The sequence below is a fragment of the Parachryseolinea silvisoli genome (genome assembly GCF_021190955.1).
Classification (GTDB): domain Bacteria; phylum Bacteroidota; class Bacteroidia; order Cytophagales; family Cyclobacteriaceae; genus Ohtaekwangia; species Ohtaekwangia silvisoli.
In genome coordinates, this window is record NZ_JAIOAO010000003.1 from 494,313 (window position 1) to 513,615 (window position 19,303).

General features: G+C 50.4%; 15 protein-coding genes. 11 read left to right on the forward strand and 4 right to left on the reverse strand.

Going from position 1 to position 19,303, the window contains the following annotated elements; genetic code table 11:
- Window positions 1-23: 23 nt before the first annotated feature.
- Window positions 24-1,805, reverse strand: coding sequence for a c-type cytochrome (locus K7P01_RS19255; RefSeq protein WP_267296068.1), 1,782 nt, complete (start codon window positions 1,803-1,805; stop codon window positions 24-26).
- 338 nt (window positions 1,806-2,143) lie between these two features.
- Between K7P01_RS19255 and K7P01_RS19260 the strand changes: the two genes are divergently transcribed.
- The 4 genes from K7P01_RS19260 (at window position 2,144) to K7P01_RS19275 (ending at window position 6,613) form a co-directional block, all read left to right on the forward strand.
- Window positions 2,144-5,545 (forward strand): TM0106 family RecB-like putative nuclease, encoded by a 3,402-nt coding sequence (locus K7P01_RS19260; protein ID WP_267296070.1) that lies wholly within the window; start codon window positions 2,144-2,146, stop codon window positions 5,543-5,545.
- Between the two features lie 122 nt (window positions 5,546-5,667).
- The gene (locus tag K7P01_RS19265) at window positions 5,668-6,048 is read left to right on the forward strand and encodes a response regulator (RefSeq protein ID WP_267296072.1); all 381 of its coding nucleotides are present in this window, start codon (window positions 5,668-5,670) and stop codon (window positions 6,046-6,048) included.
- A gap of 30 nt (window positions 6,049-6,078) precedes the next feature.
- Window positions 6,079-6,345: a hypothetical protein gene (locus K7P01_RS19270; protein ID WP_267296074.1), complete on the forward strand. Its 267-nt coding sequence runs from the start codon at window positions 6,079-6,081 to the stop codon at window positions 6,343-6,345.
- 58 nt (window positions 6,346-6,403) lie between these two features.
- The gene (locus K7P01_RS19275) at window positions 6,404-6,613 is read left to right on the forward strand and encodes a hypothetical protein (RefSeq protein WP_267296076.1); all 210 of its coding nucleotides are present in this window, start codon (window positions 6,404-6,406) and stop codon (window positions 6,611-6,613) included.
- Between the two features lie 105 nt (window positions 6,614-6,718).
- Here K7P01_RS19275 and K7P01_RS19280 read toward each other — a convergent pair whose 3' ends face one another.
- Window positions 6,719-7,465 (reverse strand): SDR family oxidoreductase, encoded by a 747-nt coding sequence (locus K7P01_RS19280; RefSeq protein ID WP_267296078.1) that lies wholly within the window; start codon window positions 7,463-7,465, stop codon window positions 6,719-6,721.
- Between the two features lie 392 nt (window positions 7,466-7,857).
- Here K7P01_RS19280 and K7P01_RS19285 point away from each other — a divergent pair, with 392 nt between their 5' ends.
- A complete protein-coding gene (locus tag K7P01_RS19285) occupies window positions 7,858-8,376 on the forward strand; it encodes a nuclear transport factor 2 family protein (protein ID WP_267296080.1) in 519 nt (172 codons plus the stop codon).
- A 78-nt stretch (window positions 8,377-8,454) separates the two neighbouring features.
- Here K7P01_RS19285 and K7P01_RS19290 read toward each other — a convergent pair whose 3' ends face one another.
- Both K7P01_RS19290 and K7P01_RS19295 read right to left on the reverse strand, forming a co-directional pair.
- On the reverse strand, window positions 8,455-9,423 hold the full coding sequence (locus K7P01_RS19290; protein ID WP_267296082.1) for a helix-turn-helix domain-containing protein: 969 nt from the start codon (window positions 9,421-9,423) through the stop codon (window positions 8,455-8,457).
- A 137-nt stretch (window positions 9,424-9,560) separates the two neighbouring features.
- Window positions 9,561-10,154 (reverse strand): NADPH-dependent F420 reductase, encoded by a 594-nt coding sequence (locus K7P01_RS19295; RefSeq protein WP_267296084.1) that lies wholly within the window; start codon window positions 10,152-10,154, stop codon window positions 9,561-9,563.
- A 328-nt stretch (window positions 10,155-10,482) separates the two neighbouring features.
- On the opposite strand from K7P01_RS19295, the gene K7P01_RS19300 reads away from it, so the two are divergent.
- The 6 genes from K7P01_RS19300 to K7P01_RS19325 all read left to right on the forward strand — a co-directional run bounded on the left by K7P01_RS19300 (window position 10,483) and on the right by K7P01_RS19325 (window position 19,134).
- Complete coding sequence (locus K7P01_RS19300; RefSeq protein ID WP_267296086.1) at window positions 10,483-11,868, forward strand: sigma-54-dependent transcriptional regulator; 1,386 nt, start codon at window positions 10,483-10,485, stop codon at window positions 11,866-11,868.
- Between the two features lie 162 nt (window positions 11,869-12,030).
- Window positions 12,031-12,939 (forward strand): helix-turn-helix domain-containing protein, encoded by a 909-nt coding sequence (locus K7P01_RS19305; RefSeq protein WP_267296088.1) that lies wholly within the window; start codon window positions 12,031-12,033, stop codon window positions 12,937-12,939.
- 48 nt (window positions 12,940-12,987) lie between these two features.
- Entirely contained in the window at window positions 12,988-13,758 is a 771-nt protein-coding gene (locus K7P01_RS19310; protein WP_267296090.1) for an SDR family NAD(P)-dependent oxidoreductase, read from the forward strand.
- Window positions 13,759-13,866: 108 nt separating this feature from the next.
- Window positions 13,867-14,733, forward strand: a complete 867-nt coding sequence (locus K7P01_RS19315) for a pirin family protein (RefSeq protein WP_267296092.1) — start codon at window positions 13,867-13,869, stop codon at window positions 14,731-14,733.
- 156 nt (window positions 14,734-14,889) lie between these two features.
- A complete protein-coding gene (locus K7P01_RS19320; protein WP_267296094.1) occupies window positions 14,890-17,172 on the forward strand; it encodes a tetratricopeptide repeat-containing sensor histidine kinase in 2,283 nt (760 codons plus the stop codon).
- Between the two features lie 15 nt (window positions 17,173-17,187).
- Window positions 17,188-19,134 carry a sigma 54-interacting response regulator gene (locus K7P01_RS19325; protein ID WP_267296096.1) on the forward strand — a complete coding sequence of 649 codons (1,947 nt, stop codon included), beginning with the start codon at window positions 17,188-17,190 and terminating at the stop codon, window positions 19,132-19,134.
- The last annotated feature ends 169 nt before the right edge of the window (window positions 19,135-19,303 follow it).

Below are 19,303 nucleotides of genomic sequence, written 5' to 3' on the forward strand. Positions count from 1 at the left end.
CGTCAACATTCGGAGATGTGAATCTATTTCAATCCCGCTCGCACCGCTTGCACCTCTTCTGCCTTGATGGCCGATCCGCCATGGGTCATCCGGGCACGCACGTAGCTGAGAATATCGGCCACCTGCGCATCGGAAAGGAAAGCATGTGCAGGCATCACACCATCATATGTCTTGCCCCTTACCTCTATCGGCCCTGTAAGTCCTTTCAGTACAACTTCGATTAGCGTCTTGTTCGGGCCGCTTACCCATTTCGAACCGAACAGTGGCGGATACCGGTTGCCATCGCCCTGGCCGCCGGGCAGGTGACAGGAAGCACAGTATTGGGTGTAAGCGATAGAGCCCGGCGTATCCTTGAACAGGTTGTCTTTCTTCTCGTCGGGTTGCTTAATGTTCGTGGCTGTTTGTTTCCGGGTTGCCATTCCGGCCAGCTGCTGCTCGCCAAACGCTGCCTTGTCGCCCTTGAACATGATCCTCCAGATCTTGCCCTTCACGCTTTCAGTTACATAAAGGGAGCCGTCAGGCCCTTCGGAAAGCCCCATGGGCCGCGCCTTCGCATCGGACGTATTGACAATCGTATCCAGTTGCGCAAACCCGTCGGCAAACACCTCCCAGGGGCCGGACGGCTTTCCGCCACTCATCGGTACAAATGCTACGAAATATCCCCCTTGCGGATAGGGCGCCCGTATGGTGGAGCCGTGAAAGGCGATGAACGCGCCGTTCTTATAGCGTGCAGGAAATTGATCGCCGCGGTAGAAAAGTAGGTCATTGGGTGAAAAGTGTCCGGGGAAACCGATGAGGGGTAGGGCTACCGTGTCAGCGCCGTCGGCCTTCTTGCCATCGCCGCCATATTCCGGGTTCAGTACTTTCTTGTCCTGCATGTTGTCGAAATAATAGTAGGGCCAGCCGCCGTTAGTACCCTCGGTAATCCGGAAGAACTCTTCCGAAGGGAGCAGCGCGCTTTGCCAGGGTGAGTAAAGACCCGGCCACGTCCTGGCAAAATCATCGCGTCCGTGCTGAACGGCGAACAAATTGCCATCTTCGAAATTCCAGGCCATCGCCACCAGGCTTCGCATGCCGGTAGCATATTTTTTTCCATCACCCTGAATCTGTCCGGGCTTGTTGGCATCGAATTGCCAGACACCGCCGTGAATGTCAAGCTGCGGGCAAGGAAACATACCGGGAGCTCCGGGCCTTCTGTTCTCTTCCTGGCACACGTCGCCGGGAGCGCCAAAGGGAACATAGATGTGCCCCTTGTCATCAAAGGTGATCGGCTTTGTAATGTGCTCCGTTCCACGGGGATTGGCCCGGTAAGCGTCATCGATTACCATGGGCTCGGCCATCGTATCGGGCAGGAGCTGACCGGGAATGAGCTTGCTCCGGTATACCACACCGGTGGACGCATAATAGATATAGCCATTGTATATGCGCATACCGGTCCCGTATGCGCTCGGGTCTTTGTACGTACCGAAGTATTTCACAATATCGGCTTTGCCGTCGCCTGTCGTATCGCGCAGGGCCACCGTCCCACCCTGGGGGGGCACGTTGCGGAGCTTCACATAGATATCGCCGTTGTCGTTCACGGCCAGGTGTCTTGCCCGGCCCACGCTGTCCACCACCACCAAAGCCTCGAAGCCGTCAGCCAACGCAAGCTTTCCATTGTCAGGGTCACCCTTGGGAAGCGAGGCTTTCGTATCGCCCGGTGAACACCGGCTCCACAGTAATATCAATAAGCCTAAATGCGCGACAGCTAAACCCCGAAAGATCAGCTTCTCTCGGGTTCTTGGGGACAGTCGTAGTACCTTCATATCATCAAGTAAAATATTCCATGTGTTGACCGCGACCTATGCACGCACAAATTCTCGTTGGTCCGGTTGTACCTTCGGTTAATAAAAAAAGTAATATAATGTTTTCCAAACATGTGGGGGAAGTACAGGCGGTAGCAGGAGGCCATCAGTGGGGATTTCGTCCGCATGCAATCGGCTCAACGTGGTCTGGGCTCTAACCGGAGCATCAGATCTGTTAACATCCGTGCGGAAGGATTTTATTATTATCTTGTCTTACCGGCCCTGCCCTATGGTGGAGCATGTATTAGAAGAATATTTCTCTCTCGTACCGGAGCATTCGGATGACAAATAACATGCTTATGCGATATATTTCTGACGATATCCATCTGGTTGCAACAGATTTGTCCAATCACCTAAGTTGCGAGCATTTGACCCAGCTGAACAGACGAGTGGCTGCCAGGGAAATACCGAGGCCTTCCTGGCATGACCCTTCACTAGAAGTACTCATAAAACGCGGTGAGGAACATGAAGCGGCCTATGTCGAATATTTGAAAACGAAAGGTCTTTCGTGGATATACTTAAAGGGACAACCGTTGGAGGCTACGCTCCAGGCAATGAAGGAGGGAAAGGATGTGATTGTCCAGGCTTTTCTGGAGGCGGGAAAGTGGTCGGGGTATTCGGACGTACTTCTGAAAGTGCCGGGGAGAAGTAAATTCGGAGACTGGTCGTACGAAGTGCAGGATACTAAATTGTCACAAAATACAAGGGCCTCCGCAATTTTGCAGTTGTGTTTGTACTCCGAGTTGTTATCGCTGCTTCAGGATAACGCCCCGGAGAAGATGCACATTGTAAAACCAGGTGTGCAATTTCCCGCCGAATCCTATCGCTTTGCTGAATTCCGGGCCTACTATAATTTGATTCGGAAGAATCTGGAGTACACGATAACCCGACCGGCGTTGCCAACATACCCCGACATTTCGGAGCACTGTTCGATCTGCAGCTGGTGGCGCCTATGCGACCAGAAGCGCCATGATGACGATCATCTTTCACTCGTAGCCGGCATACGATCGCTTCAGATCGTCGAGCTCGAAAGACAGAAGATCACTACATTGGAACAGTTCGCAACGACAGACAAGCTTGCACGTCCGGAACGTGGCAATAAAGAAACACTCGATAAAAAGCAACGTCAGGCCAGTATACAGTTAGATGGTAGAAACCAGGCAAAGTTGCTCTATAATATTCAGCCGATAGAGCCTGGACGCGGGTTAAATCGGTTGCCGGATCCTGATGAAGGAGATGTTTACTTCGATATCGAAGGCGATTCTTTTTACGAGGACGGAGGACTTGAATACATCCTGGGATATGTTTATAAGGAAAATGGGGAGCTGGTATATCGACGACTATGGTCGACGAATCGGAAGGAAGAGGGACTTGCCTTTGAGCAATTTATGAAGTTCATAACGGCCAGATGGAAGCAGTATCCAAAGATGTATATTTATCACTTTGCGCCGTATGAACCTTCCGCGATCAAGCGATTGGCGCGGGTACATGCGCGGTTTGAACAGGAGGTAGATAGGCTACTTCGCGCCGAACGATTTATTGACTTGCACGCCGTCTTTAAAGAGTCGTTACTTGCCAGTGTGGAGGTATATTCGCTGAAAGAGCTCGAGAGGTTTACCCCGTATACCCGGAAGGTGGCGCTGCACGATGCCAGTGTGGCAAGAAAGTCGGTCGAGATCGCGTTGGAGCTTCATGATTTTAAATCACTACCGCATGAAACTGCCCAAACCGTCGAGGTATATAACGAAGATGACTGCTTTGCTACCGAAGCACTGCATCGATGGTTAGAGAATTTACGTTCTGATAGTGCGCTGACCGGAACAAAGTTTGAACGGCCTGAATTGAGAACAGGCGAGGCCGGTGAGGAAATACAACAGTTGGATATTCGTTCGCAAGCAATTTATAAAGCATTGGTGGAAAAGTTGCCGGACGACAGGACAACGTGGACCAGCGAGCATCGTGCTAAATGGCTTTTGGCACACCAGGTTGAATATTTCAGACGGGAACTGAAAAGCGCATACTGGGAGTTCTTTCGTATTCATGAATTGGAGCACGAAGATCTTTTGGAGGAGCGGCACGCGATATCAGGTTTGAAACTTGTTGCTGAGCTTCCCCGGGCGAAGGGGGAAAAGAACGTAACACATCGCTATTCTTTCCCGCCACAAGAACTGAGTATCGGCGAGGGCGACATGCTGGTAGAAGTGCAGGGCGATGATGTGGGATCTGTCAAAGCTATTTCGCTCGAGAACTATACCATTGATATAAAGAAAACAGGAAAAACCGGTGAAGTTCATCCGGTCTCTGTACATGTAAGAGACATTATCGCTTCCGGCACACTCGAAGTATCGCTGCTAAACCTTGCTAATGATGTTATTGAACATGGATTAGGACATACCTGGCCGGATCACGCGGCGAAGGATTTGCTCATGAAGCGGGATCCTAAGCTATCCGATGGGACCACGGGGGCCTTTGTACGGACGGGTGAAAATGTCGTGGATGCCGCGATCCGCATAGCGCTCAATCTCGACAAAAGCTACCTGGCGATTCAGGGTCCGCCGGGGTCGGGTAAAACCTATACGGGAGCCAGGATGATTGTTGAATTGGTAAGGTCGGGTAAGAAAGTCGGAATCACAGCCGTTAGCCACAAGGTTATTCGCAATCTTTCACTTGCAACGCTTAAAGAAGCATCAAAAGCTGGTCGTGGTATCAGCTTTGTCCATAAAGTTAGCGCGAAAGCGGATGTCTGCCCGGACGGAATTGTTGAAGTGACAAAAGCCGAGAAAGTGATCGCGGCGTTAAACGAAGGCAGTGTCGGATGTGGAACAGCGTGGCTTTGGGCAGAAAAGACTTCAATAGAGACATTAGACTATTTGTTTGTTGATGAAGCTGGCCAGATGTCTCTTTCCCATGTGCTGGCGGCATCACGCGCTGCCAGGAACCTCATTTTGCTTGGAGACCCGCAACAACTGGAGCAGCCGCAGAAAGGGACCCACCCCGAAGGGAGTGATGTTGCAGCGCTTGCATATTTGCTGGAAGGGCACTTCACGATACCTGAGGGAAGGGGTTTATTCCTCGGTATCACCCGGCGGCTTCACCCCGACATCTGCCGGTTTACATCTGAAATATTTTATGAGAACAAACTGCAATCCTTGCCCGGACTGGAGAAGCAGACGATCTCCGGGCGCACGCCCTTTGATGGAGCCGGACTATATTATGTCCCCGTGCAACACAAAGGAAGCCAAAGTAAGTCAAAAGAAGAGGTGGATGCCATCACTGCCATTGTAGGAAAGCTTTTAGCCGGCGGACGTTGGACAAATGAAGAAGGGGCGGAGCAGCAGATCACGCGAAAAGATATTCTCATCGTCGCGCCCTTTAATGCACAGGTAAGTGCACTTCGCGAACGTTTACCAGAAATTGAAATCGGTACGGTGGACAAGTTTCAGGGACAGGAGGGAGCCGTGGTTATTTACTCCATGACGTCCTCTACGGTTGAAGATGCACCCCGGGGAATGAGTTTTCTTTTTAATCCGAACCGACTGAATGTTGCCACCAGTCGGGCGAGGTGTATTTGTATCCTCGTAGCCAATCCCGGGTTGCTTCAGCCGGATTGTCGGACAATTGATCAGATGCGATGGGCAAATGCCTTGTGCAGGTATGTAGAAATGGCTCGGGAGGTTTCCGCTACCGAATTGTTAAAATAGGTATATACTTCCATGGTCACTCGGCCTATGACGCTCAGTGCCTCGCGTTGCAGCCAGTGATTTCGGGGAATAGGTTTAATGATCACCAGGACGGAATTTACTACCTTTGACAAAAAAAAGAAATGCTGATTCTTTATGCCGAGGATGACATCGAGGACTTCGACTTTTTCTCCGAGATACTCCAGGAATTCAATCCCAAGGCGACGGCGTTGAATGCGGTTAATGGCCTCCAGGCCATCGAAATCTTGCAGGAGCTGACAGTCCTCCCGAACGCGGTCTTTTTGGATGTTAATATGCCAACCATGGATGGTAAGGCCTGCCTTAAAGCATTGAAAGGGGACGAGACATTGAAAGCGATTCCTGTATATGTTTACTCAACCGGTGTAAGCCCCCGCGATATTGAGCAATGTATGCAGCTCGGCGCCGCGGCAGTCATTACGAAGCCGCTATCCCTGGACGAGGCCAGAACGTCGTTAGGGAAGGTTTTTGCTCAGCTTGATTAATTCAGAAATCCTAAAGGTCATGTTAAAAGTATGCTGGACTTAAATACACACTATGTCAGCGAGCGACTTGAGGCGCCGGATGCCTTTAAGGATTTGTTTACTCATTTTTATGTCGCCAGAAACGGGACGGATCAGGCAATCCGCAAGACCCTCGTGCCAACTTTTCAAACGATGATGGTATTTAGCCTTGGTAGTCCGATAGGTTTGAAATCCACGGTGGGCAGCGCCATTGACATTGACGGTGCTATTGTTTTAGGCCCTATAAAGCAACCGTTGGAGTATATACTTCGTCGCTGAATGTTTTTCGACGGCACTTGGTCGCAGGATCGAATTTATTGACGTTCCTCCCCAGCAGATGAGAGCGGCTTTGCTTCAGTTTGGATTTCCGGAATGGCAGGCTGATGGATTATTGGAGGACTACGCGCATTATAGTCGCCAGGAGGCAAGTCTTGTTAATGGTTGCGTAGAAGAAATCACTGGAAAAAAGGCGAGGAGCTTTGAGGAGTTTACGAAAGACTATGCGCCGGTATTTTTGGCGCTGCCGAAGGCAGGAGGAAAGCATTAGGACTTTAGGCAAGAGCAAGTAAAGGGCCGTCTTTTTTTAAGACGGCCCTTGCGTACACGTGACTCGAGCGACGTGGACTGCGCTTCATCGTGCGCCATTAACAGATTACCAGGGTTGCTCGGTGGGGAGAATAAAAATCTCGGAAACATTTACATGATCGGGTGCCTGCACCGCATAGAGCACACTATTGGCGATGTCCTCGGGTGTGAGGAATGTCATTTGTCTGGCCAGATCATCCATATTCTTGCGATACTTTGCGTCTGTGATCTGGTCATATAGTTCCGTGGTGACGGCGCCAGGCTGTAACGAAGTTACACGGATTTTATATTTGGCTGACAATTCCATTCGCATAATATCGGAGAATGCCGCCACAGCATGCTTCGTAGCGCAGTACACGCTCAGGCCGGTAAACAGCTTTCTGCCGGCAATCGAAGACAAGTTGAAAATATGCCCTGAGTTTTGTTTTATGAGTTGTGGCAACACGGCCGCCGTTGTATTCAAGAGCCCTTTAATGTTTACGTCCACCATTTTGTGCCATTCTTCCACCTTTAACGTTTCGATATCCGACAAAGGCATTATACCTGCATTATTCACAAGAATATCGATCTGACCGTACTTTTTTAATAAACTGCTTACGCCGGCATGGATCGTTTCGGGATTCGTTACATCCATTTCCAGAACGATACCTTCACCGCCCTCTTTTTCAATATCCGCCAGTAGCGCTTTTAACTTCTGCGTTCTGCGCGCAGCAAGCCCCACCCGAACGCCGTTCGCGGCAAGTAACCGGGCGACTCCTTCACCGATGCCACTGGATGCGCCGGTGATCAATGCAACTTTCTTTTCGAGTTTCATATCGTATATATTTTTGGTTGATAATAGAAGAGGTGTTTAGATACACCTATACCCCTTCGTTTATGGAACAAAAATATTGCGTTCTGTAAACACCGTACTTGCGTTGTTCAGACAAATACTTACATCCATCAAACAGCTTTCGATAACGGGGAAGTTAAATCGGTCTACCCGCGTTCAGCTATGGGGCTTTCGCTTTCGGCCAGAAGGTCCTCTTTATTTATAGTCTCGCCTGCCGCATGATGGTTTTTGATAATGTTTGTTTTTTGCAAGCATCTGTTTGATTGTCGATAGGTTCGCGATCTATCGATTGGATAGTTTTGTATCGATGATTGCAATTCATACTGTCGTACGAACTTCGATTTCATTATATCATTCTTTAACTTAATATCTATATGAACAAAAATTCCCATTTCACCAGGATGTCTGTATTTCTTTTTCTGATCGGTTTTATCGCGATAATTCAGACTAACGCACAAGAGAAAAAACTCACGGAAAACGAAAAAATCATCAAAAAACTTTACGAGGCCGTTAACGCCAAAGACATGGATTATATTCGCAGTTTGGGTGATCCGGCCAGCGAATGGCTGGATGTTCCTTTTAACGTCACTACAAAGGGAGTCAATGCGATTCACGATCCCTGGAAGAGCTGGTTCGATATTTTTCCAGATGCTACCTGTGAAGTCCAGAGCCTTGTGGGCATGGGTGACTATGTCATTGCCAGGGGAAAAGGACGCGGCACTCATAAGGGAGTCTTCCATTCGCCTGCTGGCGTACTGGAGCCCCGTGGTGCTTCACTCGAAACAGATTTCTGCGACGTTTACCGATTGAAAAACGGCAAAATTATCCGCGCGGATTCTTATTTCGATTTCTACCTGGTGCTTTCCCAGTTGGCGCCGGAGAAGGTTAAATAATCTTTCCTATAATTATGAGCAAGCCCGCCTCAATGGCGGGCTTGCTCGTTTAAATTCCATCATGAAAAGGAGTGCTACTTACGAATCGCTAGTCGACAACGTTAGTACCCGTGACGTTTCCGCCACACGCAGTTTTGGATGATGACCTGGTAACGCGGTACAACGCTCTGCCCAAGTTGCAGGTGGAAAAAGTAGATGTTCTTCCTGACCATAGGCGGATATCAAACTCCGATCAGCCAGTTGCAGTCGCGATGGTGGCTGGCCCGTGAGCCTTTTAAAAAAGTTCGTAAAATGCGCGGGCTGATCGAAACCAAGTGAATAGCCGACATCAGCAATGGTTCGGTCCCCTTCGGCGAGTAACCGGCATGCCTCCTTCAGCAGGCGTTCTGAAATCAGCCTCGATGTCGTCTTGCCCGTAACGGCCTTCACGGATCGGTTGAGATGATTGACGTGCACGCAAAGATGTTCAGCAAAGTCGCTCGCAGAGTATTGCATCGACGGCCGGGATGTGGCCGTCAGCGAAAATTGCGCTTCCAGCATACTGAGGAAACGTTGCGTTATTCTGAGCTTCGACGACTGCGCACGCGGGTCGCAGGAAGTCGAAGCAATTTTTGCAACGTAGTGGATCAGTTCCAGGATGTACGTTCGTACCAGGTCTTTTTTGAACCGGTAGTCTGATGACAGATCAGAAGAGATTCGCTCCAATATTTTGCGAACATTTGCCTTTTCAGCGGCGTCGAGTTGATAAGACCAGTGTGAATTTCCATTTAATAATCGCAGTAGCATCAAACGCGTCACAGGGGAAGATGCGAGATACTCATCTGTAATTTCGTACGCAAAACCTGTAGCCCCTTCCAACGGTATCTCGTGAGGTGTGTCAATTTTGGAATGAAGGAAAATAATCGAATCGCCGGATGCGGCGTCTGAGTAAATGGTTGTGTTACCTCGCGGCGCTTGTTCATTCACTATAAGGGCCACGGTATATACCATTTCGCCCTGTTCCCCGCTATCCATTCCAAAGATCCGATCCAGCGAAACTATTTTCATGGTAGAACCAGGCTTTTTGACTGTGTTACATTGCACGCCATACTTTGATTTAGAAGTGTTCCCATTCTTAAAAAAATGATTAACTCTTTCCGAACTCAAAAAAGATGTCAAACCGCCAGCGATGGAGGTCTTTGAACCTATAACCGGATCAGATTCAACCCCGACAAAGGTCCGCCGAAGGTCTGGATCTTTCCGCCGGTGTCGAGATCACCCAGATCGACGGGGGCGAAGCCGAGAGTTTTTAGCAGTGCTTTTACTTTTTCCTTTGATGCAGGTTCGTCGCCGGACAAAAACACCACACGATTGCCGCCCGCTTCCTTCGGATTCTGTGCGAGGGTTGATGCCTCGAGTGTATTAAATACCTTTACCACTTTTGCGTGGTTTGCATATGACTGGACTATTTTAGTAGAGACCTGTCCCCCGAGGTCCATCGGTTTAAATTCCGGGAACTGGATGGCGTTATTCGTATCGAGAATAATCTGATTGTCTGTAAATCGTAACGGGCCCAATACGCGGGGAATCTCCTCCCAGGGGATCGACAATAACACAACATCCGCCTTCGCTGCTTCTTCTACCGTCCCGGTAGAAACGTTCGTGCCGAAACCTGCGGCAATTTCACGCAGGGAATCTGCACCCGACTTGTTACTCATGATTACCTGATAGCCCGCCTTCGCGACGTGCCCGACAAATGCTTTTGCAATTCTTCCAGCTCCAATTGTTCCTATTACCATATCATTTTTAAATTTAGTGTCTGATACTTCTGTTGTTCGATGTGACTTTCATGTAGGGTGTCGTGAAACACAAATGTATACTGCCACAGGCCGGTTATCACTGGATATTATCATGATGGTTTTGTATAACACCATTCGAGCGAGCTGCTTACTTGCTATACTTGCGGGCATGGAGCAAGACCATTGCCCGCTTACCGGGACGAATTTGATTATTTAAAATGGAGGCAATGCGTTCGTTGTGCAATCGTCGCCGGAACAATTTTAAGAAGTGCGCTATACTTTTGTTAAGAGAATCATTTAGATTCGCTCTTTGATGCGTTAAGACATCATGAAGGGGCGAATACTTATCGTGGAAGATCAATTTGTCGAGGCGAACAGCCTTCGACTGATCTTGGAGAAGGCTGCATACCAGGTTTGCTCTCTGGCGCGTTCGGTGGATGAGGCGTTGAAAATTCTTGATCATGAAAAGCCGGACCTGGTTCTTGTCGATATCCTTCTTTCCGGTGCGTTAACAGGGCTGGATCTTGCGGCTGTGCTGCAACAAAAAGGTGTTGCCTTTATTTTTCTTTCCGCCAACTCCAATGCCGACGTGCTGGAAAAGGCAAAGTCTACGCATCCGTACGGCTTTCTGGTCAAACCTTTCCGGGAGAAGGATGTTCTGGTAGCGCTCGAAATAGCGCAGTATATGCACAAACATGGCGTGCGCCAGGTCGTCAGGAAGGAGGCGGGCAAACGTGCTGCCACCGCTCCCTTCACATCAAAAATAGTCGGGAACAGTCCCAGGCTAAAAGAAACCCTCGAATACCTGGGCATCGTGGCCCCGACAGAAACTTCTGTGCTGATTTACGGCGAAAGCGGTACCGGAAAAGAACTGATCGTAGATGCTATCCACGCCATGTCTCCCCGGCATGGCAAGCCTTTGGTAAAGGTCAATTGTGGCGCGCTGCCGTCTACGTTGATCGAATCAACACTCTTCGGTCACGAAAAGGGATCGTTTACAGGCGCTTCAGAACGGCATATCGGAAAGTTCGAGCAGGCGTCTGGTGGAACGATCTTTCTGGATGAGGTTGGTGAAATGCCTTTCGAGTTACAGGTCAAGCTTCTGCGGGTTCTCCAGGAACGTGAAATCGAACGGATCGGCAGTCGCTCGACTATCAAGGTCGATATACGCGTAATCGCGGCGTCGAACAAAGATCTCGGAAAGGAAGTGGCCGCCGGTCGTTTTCGTATGGACTTATTCTATCGCCTGAACGTATTCCCGCTGCATATGCCGCCGTTACGTGAACGACGTGAAGACATTCCGTTGCTGGCAGAATACTTTGTAAAACAATACTCGCCAAACCGCGAAAACATCCGTTTCAGTCCGCAACTCATGAACCAGTTGATGGACTACGAATGGCCGGGTAATGTCAGGCAACTCGAGCATTACGTTCAGCGGGCGTCGCTGTTATCGCGTGGCGATGTTATCGAAAACGTTCCGTTGCCCTGGACTTTCGACCTGCCTGCTGCCGCCACGACTACCCGATCGGGTAAAACGATCGAAGAAAATGAACGTGATCACATCCTGGCTACACTCATTAAATGTAAACACCGCGTCAGCGGCCCGGGTGGCGCTGCCGAGATCCTTGACATACCTGCTACTACGCTGCATTCCCGAATAAAAAAACTGGGTATCAAGCGTATCACACGGGGCGGTAAACGGGAGTTTAGCTAACCAGACTATTCATACACCTTTGAAAATACCACGAACCGAAAAGCAACGACATTTCGTGGTTTTTTACGATGACCTTTCCGGCAATAATCTGAACATCAGGCAAATGTAACGTGGCATCAATGTTGGCACCTGGCCGATAGCGAATGTCAATTTACCCTGCTTATGAATCATCGACTCAACTCCGTCAACGCTGACAAACCCACGTATTACAGCAACATCGACTGCAAATTCCGCGTCGGAATTTTGCAGGAGCATTTAGAATTATTGGCCGCTTCCACAACAGACGGGAACGGACAATTTGAAGTCCTTTGGCTCAAGGAAGGGCGCGGGCAAATCCGCACGACGACCCAAACGATTTCACTCGCCGGCGAAGTCCTCTACTTTATCACACCCGGGCAACCGCGACAAATAACGCTCGACAACACATCGCGGGGGTATTATCTGTCCTTCAACCATGATTTTTTGTGCGACCTCGAAAGTTCGGTGAAATTTCCGTTCCTGCTCGATCAGTTTGGCCAGGGCGGCAATATATGTTCCATTCGTCCAGAGGCGGATCTGGAAGAAAATTTACGGAAGATCATCGAAGAGGCCCGGCATGCCTATATGTTGCGCGGAGAAATTCTCAACGGACTATTCAAGGTATTTTTAGTGTACCTGTCCCGTTATGTCAACAAGGACGAGATCGTCATATCCTTCGACCGCGAGCAAGAACTCGTTCGCAGATTTATGACGCTGATCAAACAACAGCATACAACCCAAAAGATGGTGTCGCAGTATGCTGACGAACTGTGTGTCAGTCCCAACCATCTGAACGCTGTGGTAAAGCGCGTAACGAGGTTTCCCGCCGGCTACCACATCCGGCAGTATTTGATTAAAGAAGCCAAACGCCATGCCCTATACTCGGGCCTTTCGATGAAACAGGTCGCCTCGCTGCTGGGCTTTTATGACACGGCTCATTTCAGCAGATTTTTTAAAAACTATTGTGGCATCAATTACAGCAGCTGGCAAAGGAGCTCGCTGATAGGGAAGGGGCATTTGATCTACTCCGGTCATACGTCCGCGGCTGCATAGTGCCGATTATGGGAATTATTAAGTAGACTATTAACATCAAGAATAATCATGAGAAAAAAAAGCACGAACGGGAGATTGGCCGGAAAAGTCGCCATCATTACCGGGGGCGGAACGGGCATTGGAAAAGCGACAGCCTTACTGTTTGCACACGAAGGTGCGTCGGTTGTCGTGGCGGGCCCTCACCCGGATAAATTGCTGGACGTCGTAGCCGAGATTGAGTCCTCTAACGGTTTGGCTATGCACTTCGTGCTCGATGTGTCGTCCGCCAGTCAGTGGCGGGACCTGGTACAGTCGACCGTGTCAGCCTTCGGGAAGATCGATATCCTGGTGAACAACGCGGGGATCTCCGGAAACCTCGCCCTGGGTCTGGCTGATCGCACAGAAGCGGAATTTCAGCAGGTAATAAACGTAAACTTGGTAAGCCAATTCCTGGGACTGAAAGAAGTAGCGCCATTTCTGAAATCAGGCGCTTCCGTTGTAAATGTATCATCTATTGCAGGCATCACAGGCAACGCAGGCGCCAACGCCTATACGGCCTCAAAAGGCGGTACCCGCCTATTCTCCAAAGGTGCCGCCATCGAGATGGCAGCGAAAGGCATTCGCGTAAATTCGGTACACCCCGGCTTTGTCTCCACCCCGATGACAAATGATATGCCCGGCGCAGCAGAATTCCGGAAAATGGCCCTTTCGCATACACCCATGGGCCGGGCGGCAGATCCGATGGAAATAGCAACAAGTATCTTGTTCATTGCCAGCGACGATGCCTCCTTTATCACCGGTGCCGAGCTTATTGTCGACGGCGGCTTTACAGCATTTTAATGGCCCTGTCAGAGATTTTAGCGCAATGATATATACATCATTCCGGTAAATATCGTCAATACGGAGCCGGTTGTGAATATTAGCTTTGCACGCTACCAGATAATCACTATGCGAAGATCCGTTGATCAAATTTTATCAAAACCAGCATTTCCCGGAATGATCGGCGATGGGTTCCGGGTATACAACGTGATACCTGGATACGGCGTGACGCAGGAGCGGGTGAGTCCGTTCCTGATGATGGATTATAATCCTGCTCATGACTTCGGTCCCTCCGACGTGGCGCGCGGCGTTGCACCCCATCCGCACAAGGGTTTCGAGGCCGTTACGATCGCCTATAAAGGTAGCCTGGCGCATAGCGACAGCGCGGGCAACGAAGGTATCATCCGCGCCGGCGATGTTCAATGGATGACCGCCGGAAGCGGTGTGCTCCATAAGGAATACCATGAAGCTCATTTCTCCCAGCGGGGCGGTGCATTGGAGATCGTACAACTGTGGGTGAACCTGCCCCGCCGGTTCAAGTATGTGCCGCCGGCGTACAAGATTTTTGCAAACAAGGACTTTGGAAGTGTAAAGCTCGACAATGGGGGCGTCATAAACGTCATTGCCGGTGATTTCGCCGGAACGGTTGGTCCTGCCCGTACATTTACGCCCTTAAACATATTTGATATCAAATTGGATGCGGGCGGATTTGCGTCGGTTCCTATACCCGCAAATCACAACTGCGTCCTTTTTGTCATTTCTGGTACCGCTGTTGTCAACGACGTACCTGTGGCCGAGCACAGCCTTCTGCTCTTTAAGAACGATGGGACCCATGTTGACATTGCCGTTAGCGTCCCGGCCGTCCTGCTGCTGCTGTCGGGGGCGCCGATTCCCGAGCCTATTGTTAGTTACGGGCCGTTCGTAATGAATTCTGACGAGGAAATCCGGCAGGCTATCGTTGACTTCCAAGCCGGCAAATTCGGCAAGCTCCAATAGCTTCCCCGTGTAAAAAAGGAAACCGATCGAATAAATGTGTCAACAGGGGGGCAGGCTCCATGCTGTTACTTTGCGAACCGGATAGTCTGCTGCCGCTGCTGCGTTGCCTGCACTGTCTGGTCATCCCATGATCCGGTGCTGTGCGCTTTACACTATATGACGGGAAAATTCTATGGCCAGCTGGCCGCCAATCTATTCACGCTGTTTTTGGTGTTATGCGGTATCGTTCCGTGCCATGCTGGCGATGAACTACCGCCTGCTGTCCTGTTGAACAAATTGGGAAAAACAACCGGTGTCGCCGCCCGCATCGAGATACTGGTAGACCTGGCAGACTATTATATCGACACCGAGTGGGACTACTCTAACAACGCCAAAGTCGACAGCGCGCTCATATACCTTCGGGAGGCACGGGTGTTGACGCAAAAACGACCCTACGATTCCCTGACAAACACAGTATTCATAACACTGGGCAAGTATTATTATCGCGCCGACAATTTCGCAGCTGCCTATCAGACGTTCATGCTGGCCGTCTCCCTGGCGCGGGAAGCTGCCGACAAAAATCTCGAAGCGCGGGCCTGGCTCACGTTCGCGGGAAGAACGCCGCTTATCGACAGCCTGCGGTCCAAAAAGCTTCAGCGCTATAAACGCAGCATCGAACTGTTTAAGAGCGTCGGCAACAAAAAAATGCAACTGTACGTCACGCAGCGTCTTGTCGGTGATTACCTCGAGCAGGGTATGTTTCAGGAGGCTGAAGCGCCTTTAAAAGAACTGGTCATTCTTCACGAGCAGTACCATTTTAAGAACGCCTACCGAACCTATTTTCAATACGGAAAGCTCGAGGCAAGCAGGGGCAATTATAGTAAAGCGATAGAATATGCGCACCGTGCGCTTCAGGATTCGACCGGCGAAGACGGTCTGTTCTATAAAAGTGAAGTCAATTATACACTCAGTGTGTGGTACAGTGAACTCAACCTGCATCCCCAGGCCGTGAAGCATAGTAAACTGGCACTGGCGCTGTTCAGAAAGATAGAATACCCCGACAACCATCAACGGTTCTTTTCCTATGCGGTACTGCGGCAGGTGGCGCGGGGACTTATCTCGCAACATATGCCGCAGCAGGCGCTTGATTTTGTCTTGGCAACCGACCGGCAGCTCAGCCCCGCATCCAAGCTTGGAAAACACCTTTTCTTCGGCGCCCTCGCGGATTGTTATACCGCCCTCGGAGACTATGGGCTGGCCGAAACCTTTTATTTGAAAGCCATCCACCAGGCATCCAGCAACGGCCGGTTGGTGGACCTTCGCAATGAGTATTTTACTATTGCCAAACTATACATTCAAAAAAAGCAGTTCAAAAAAGCGGAAATGAATGTCCAGCAATACCTGACCATCGGACCCGAAAAAGATGCTTTGAAGCTCCGCGATATCTACCGGATGCGTTTCAGAATAGATTCTGCCTCCGGTCACTATCCATCTGCCATCCGCTATTTGTCGATGAGTCATCAGGTCTCGGACTCGATCTTTTCGGAAAGGAATACAAAGTACATCCGCGAGCTAGAAATGCGCCATGAAACCGCACGGGACCGGCAGCAAATAGCATTGCTTCAAAAAGAAAAGAAACTTCAGGAAGCAACCGTCCGGGCGGCTGAGGTCTCAAAACGAATTACGCTGGCCGGTGCCGCGTTGCTTGCTGCCATTACCGTGCTGCTGTTACGGGCCTATCATTCGAAGCAGCGGTCCATTCGCGAAATGCAGTCGAAGCAGGAGGAGATTAACGACGCAAATGTCTATCTGAAAAAGCTCATCCAGGAAAAAGAATGGCTTATAAAAGAAATGCATCACCGGGTAAAAAACAATCTACATACCGTCATGAGCCTGCTCGAGTCCCAGGCGGCTTACCTGGGTAACTCGCGTGAGAAGAATGTGATCCGCGAATCGCGTCACCGCGTCCAGGCGATGACGCTCCTCCATCAGAAGCTTTATATCAATGGAGACCTGGATACGATCGACATGTTCGATTTTGTGACGGAACTGATCGCGTACCTCGTCGACAGCTTCGATCTGGAAGAACGGGTTGTATTTCACGTGGATGTCGATCGCGTGTCGTTCGAGGTCGGCCATGCGGTTACGCTGGCGCTCATCCTGAATGAGTTAATTACCAACGCCTTGAAGTATGCGTTCCCGGACGAATGCCCGGGTGGCGTTCGCGTCTCGCTGTCCTCGCAACCGAATAATACGTACACCCTCGCCATTAAAGACAATGGTGTGGGCCTGCCGGAGCATTTTGACCTGGCCACCCACGCGTCGCTGGGCCTTACCCTCGTGCGCGGTTTTACCGACGACATCAGCGGCAAGCTGAAGATCACGACCGGCCCGGGTGGGGTAGAGGTCAGGATCGATTTTGTGTATGTATTCAATCCTCCTATAAAGTCCACGCGTTAAGACATTTTATTGCTTATGAAGACAAAGGTTTTTATCGTAGAAGATCAATTTGCCGAGGCGCATAACCTGCAGATCATGCTGGAGAAAGCCGGATATGAAGTATGTGGTGTCGAGCGCACGGCCGAGGGAGCGCTGGCGGCCATCGAGCGTCTCGCCCCACAGCTGGTGCTGGTCGACATCTTTCTGAAAGGCCCCGCTACGGGCATCGACCTGGCAAAAAAACTGCACGAGAAGAATATCGCCTTTGTCTACATCTCCGCCAATTTTGATAACGAAATCTTAAGTACGGCCAAAGAGACACAACCGTACGGGTTTCTGATCAAGCCGTTTCGGGAGCGCGATATGCTTGTTACGCTCGAGATCGCCAATTACCGACATACATTTAACGTCGAGTCTCGGCAGAAGAAAGTTTCGCTGATTGAAAATCAGTTCGTGGAGCTTTTAGGCGGCGACGGCGGCGACAGCGACGAGTATCTCCTGGAGGTTTGCCAGATATTACAGCAACACATTCCGTTCGACCTGATGCTGGTCAACACCTTTTCAAACGCCTACGCAGGTATACAGACAGGATACCAACGCATCGGTTACCAGGAATACCGCAAGGTAGATCCGGAGCGCTACGCCGGTATCGTCGGAAGCAGTGCGTCGGGATTTACGGCATTATCAAACTCGGTTCCGTTTTTTAAGCAAGCTACGATTTACAACGAAGAGCAGTTTGAAGTCCACGCCGCGCAGTCGGGATTGGTTCAACAAATCACGGAGACGCTGCAAGTCTGTTCATGCTTGTATATCCCCATCAATTATTACAAGGGGCATCTGGTCCAACTATGCTTATACCATCAAAAGCCGAACGCCTATGGTGTCGACCATCTGGCGCTGGTATATCACCTCAACAACGTCCTCCGTGAGATCGCGCAAAAAGTGGTGACCGACGACCAGTCTCCTGTCCGGTCCGACAAGACCTATACTCCTGTAAAAAAACGGAACAACCATGCCGCCGTGTTTCCAGACATGATTGGATCCAGTCAGGCGCTTTTGAATGTATTTGATGCCATCCTGCAGGTCGCACCATTCGATACGTCCGTACTCATCCTCGGCGAAAGCGGGACGGGAAAAGAGCGGGTGGCCGACTACATCCACGCGCTGTCCAGCCGTAAGGGCAAGCCCTTTATCAAGGTCAATTGTGCTGTCATGCCGCCGTCGCTCATCGAGTCCGAATTGTTCGGGCACGAGAAAGGCGCCTTTACGGGGGCGGCGGAAAGCCATCAGGGGTACTTCGAGCAGGCGCAAAACGGAACCGTCTTTTTAGATGAAATAGGAGAGATGCCGGTCGACCTGCAGGCCAAACTGCTCCGTGCTTTGCAGGAAAAGGAAATCCGTCGCGTCGGCGGACGAACTCCGTTAAAGGTGAATGTGCGGATCGTTGCGGCGACCAACCAGAACCTGGAAGACCTGGTAACACAAAAAAAATTCCGACTGGATCTCTACTATAGACTCAATGTTTTTCCCATCGAGCTTCCCGCCCTCAGAAACAGGCGCGAAGACATCGTACCGCTCGCCGAGCATTTTGTCAATAAGTTCTCGGCAGCGATGGCCGTAGGTGTTAAAAAGATTACCGCCCCGGTGCTGCAAAAATTGCAGGAGTATGACTGGCCGGGCAATGTCCGGCAGCTTGAAAATCTCATCGAACGGAGTGTCTTGCAGGCAAAGGGATCAGAGATAAAAGAGATTCCGTTACCACGCGATAAGGATTTAAACGACGCGGGACCGAGGTCTGCGCGTCCGGCTGAAACACATCAGACCTGGGCCGGGAACGAACGAGAGTATATACTGTCGGTTCTCAGGCAATGCAAAGGCAGGATCTGGGGACCATCCGGTGCCGCTGCCGTGATGAATGTCCCGCCGACGACCCTGAACTCGCGGATCAAAAAGCTCGGCATCCGGCGCGAGTTCACTACCTGATTCAGCCGGGGCACACGCTGCCGCAGCAGATGCTGTCGTGACGATATTTCGTCATCCTGCGTCAAACACTCACGGCATATCGTCATAAGGCTCGCCACCATTTCTGGTAACGCGCTGAGCGATAGTAGTCTGCCAACGCGGCACTTTTTTTGGATGCCCTGTAGAAAAT

Coding starts and splice junctions, on each gene's coding strand:
- K7P01_RS19255 (WP_267296068.1), bottom strand. CDS start 1,805: ATGAAGGTACTACGACTGTCCCCAAGAACCCGAGAGAAGCTGATCTTT.
- K7P01_RS19260 (WP_267296070.1), top strand. CDS start 2,144: ATGCGATATATTTCTGACGATATCCATCTGGTTGCAACAGATTTGTCC.
- K7P01_RS19265 (WP_267296072.1), top strand. CDS start 5,668: ATGCTGATTCTTTATGCCGAGGATGACATCGAGGACTTCGACTTTTTC.
- K7P01_RS19270 (WP_267296074.1), top strand. CDS start 6,079: ATGCTGGACTTAAATACACACTATGTCAGCGAGCGACTTGAGGCGCCG.
- K7P01_RS19275 (WP_267296076.1), top strand. CDS start 6,404: ATGAGAGCGGCTTTGCTTCAGTTTGGATTTCCGGAATGGCAGGCTGAT.
- K7P01_RS19280 (WP_267296078.1), bottom strand. CDS start 7,465: ATGAAACTCGAAAAGAAAGTTGCATTGATCACCGGCGCATCCAGTGGC.
- K7P01_RS19285 (WP_267296080.1), top strand. CDS start 7,858: ATGAACAAAAATTCCCATTTCACCAGGATGTCTGTATTTCTTTTTCTG.
- K7P01_RS19290 (WP_267296082.1), bottom strand. CDS start 9,423: ATGAAAATAGTTTCGCTGGATCGGATCTTTGGAATGGATAGCGGGGAA.
- K7P01_RS19295 (WP_267296084.1), bottom strand. CDS start 10,154: ATGGTAATAGGAACAATTGGAGCTGGAAGAATTGCAAAAGCATTTGTC.
- K7P01_RS19300 (WP_267296086.1), top strand. CDS start 10,483: ATGAAGGGGCGAATACTTATCGTGGAAGATCAATTTGTCGAGGCGAAC.
- K7P01_RS19305 (WP_267296088.1), top strand. CDS start 12,031: ATGAATCATCGACTCAACTCCGTCAACGCTGACAAACCCACGTATTAC.
- K7P01_RS19310 (WP_267296090.1), top strand. CDS start 12,988: ATGAGAAAAAAAAGCACGAACGGGAGATTGGCCGGAAAAGTCGCCATC.
- K7P01_RS19315 (WP_267296092.1), top strand. CDS start 13,867: ATGCGAAGATCCGTTGATCAAATTTTATCAAAACCAGCATTTCCCGGA.
- K7P01_RS19320 (WP_267296094.1), top strand. CDS start 14,890: ATGACGGGAAAATTCTATGGCCAGCTGGCCGCCAATCTATTCACGCTG.
- K7P01_RS19325 (WP_267296096.1), top strand. CDS start 17,188: ATGAAGACAAAGGTTTTTATCGTAGAAGATCAATTTGCCGAGGCGCAT.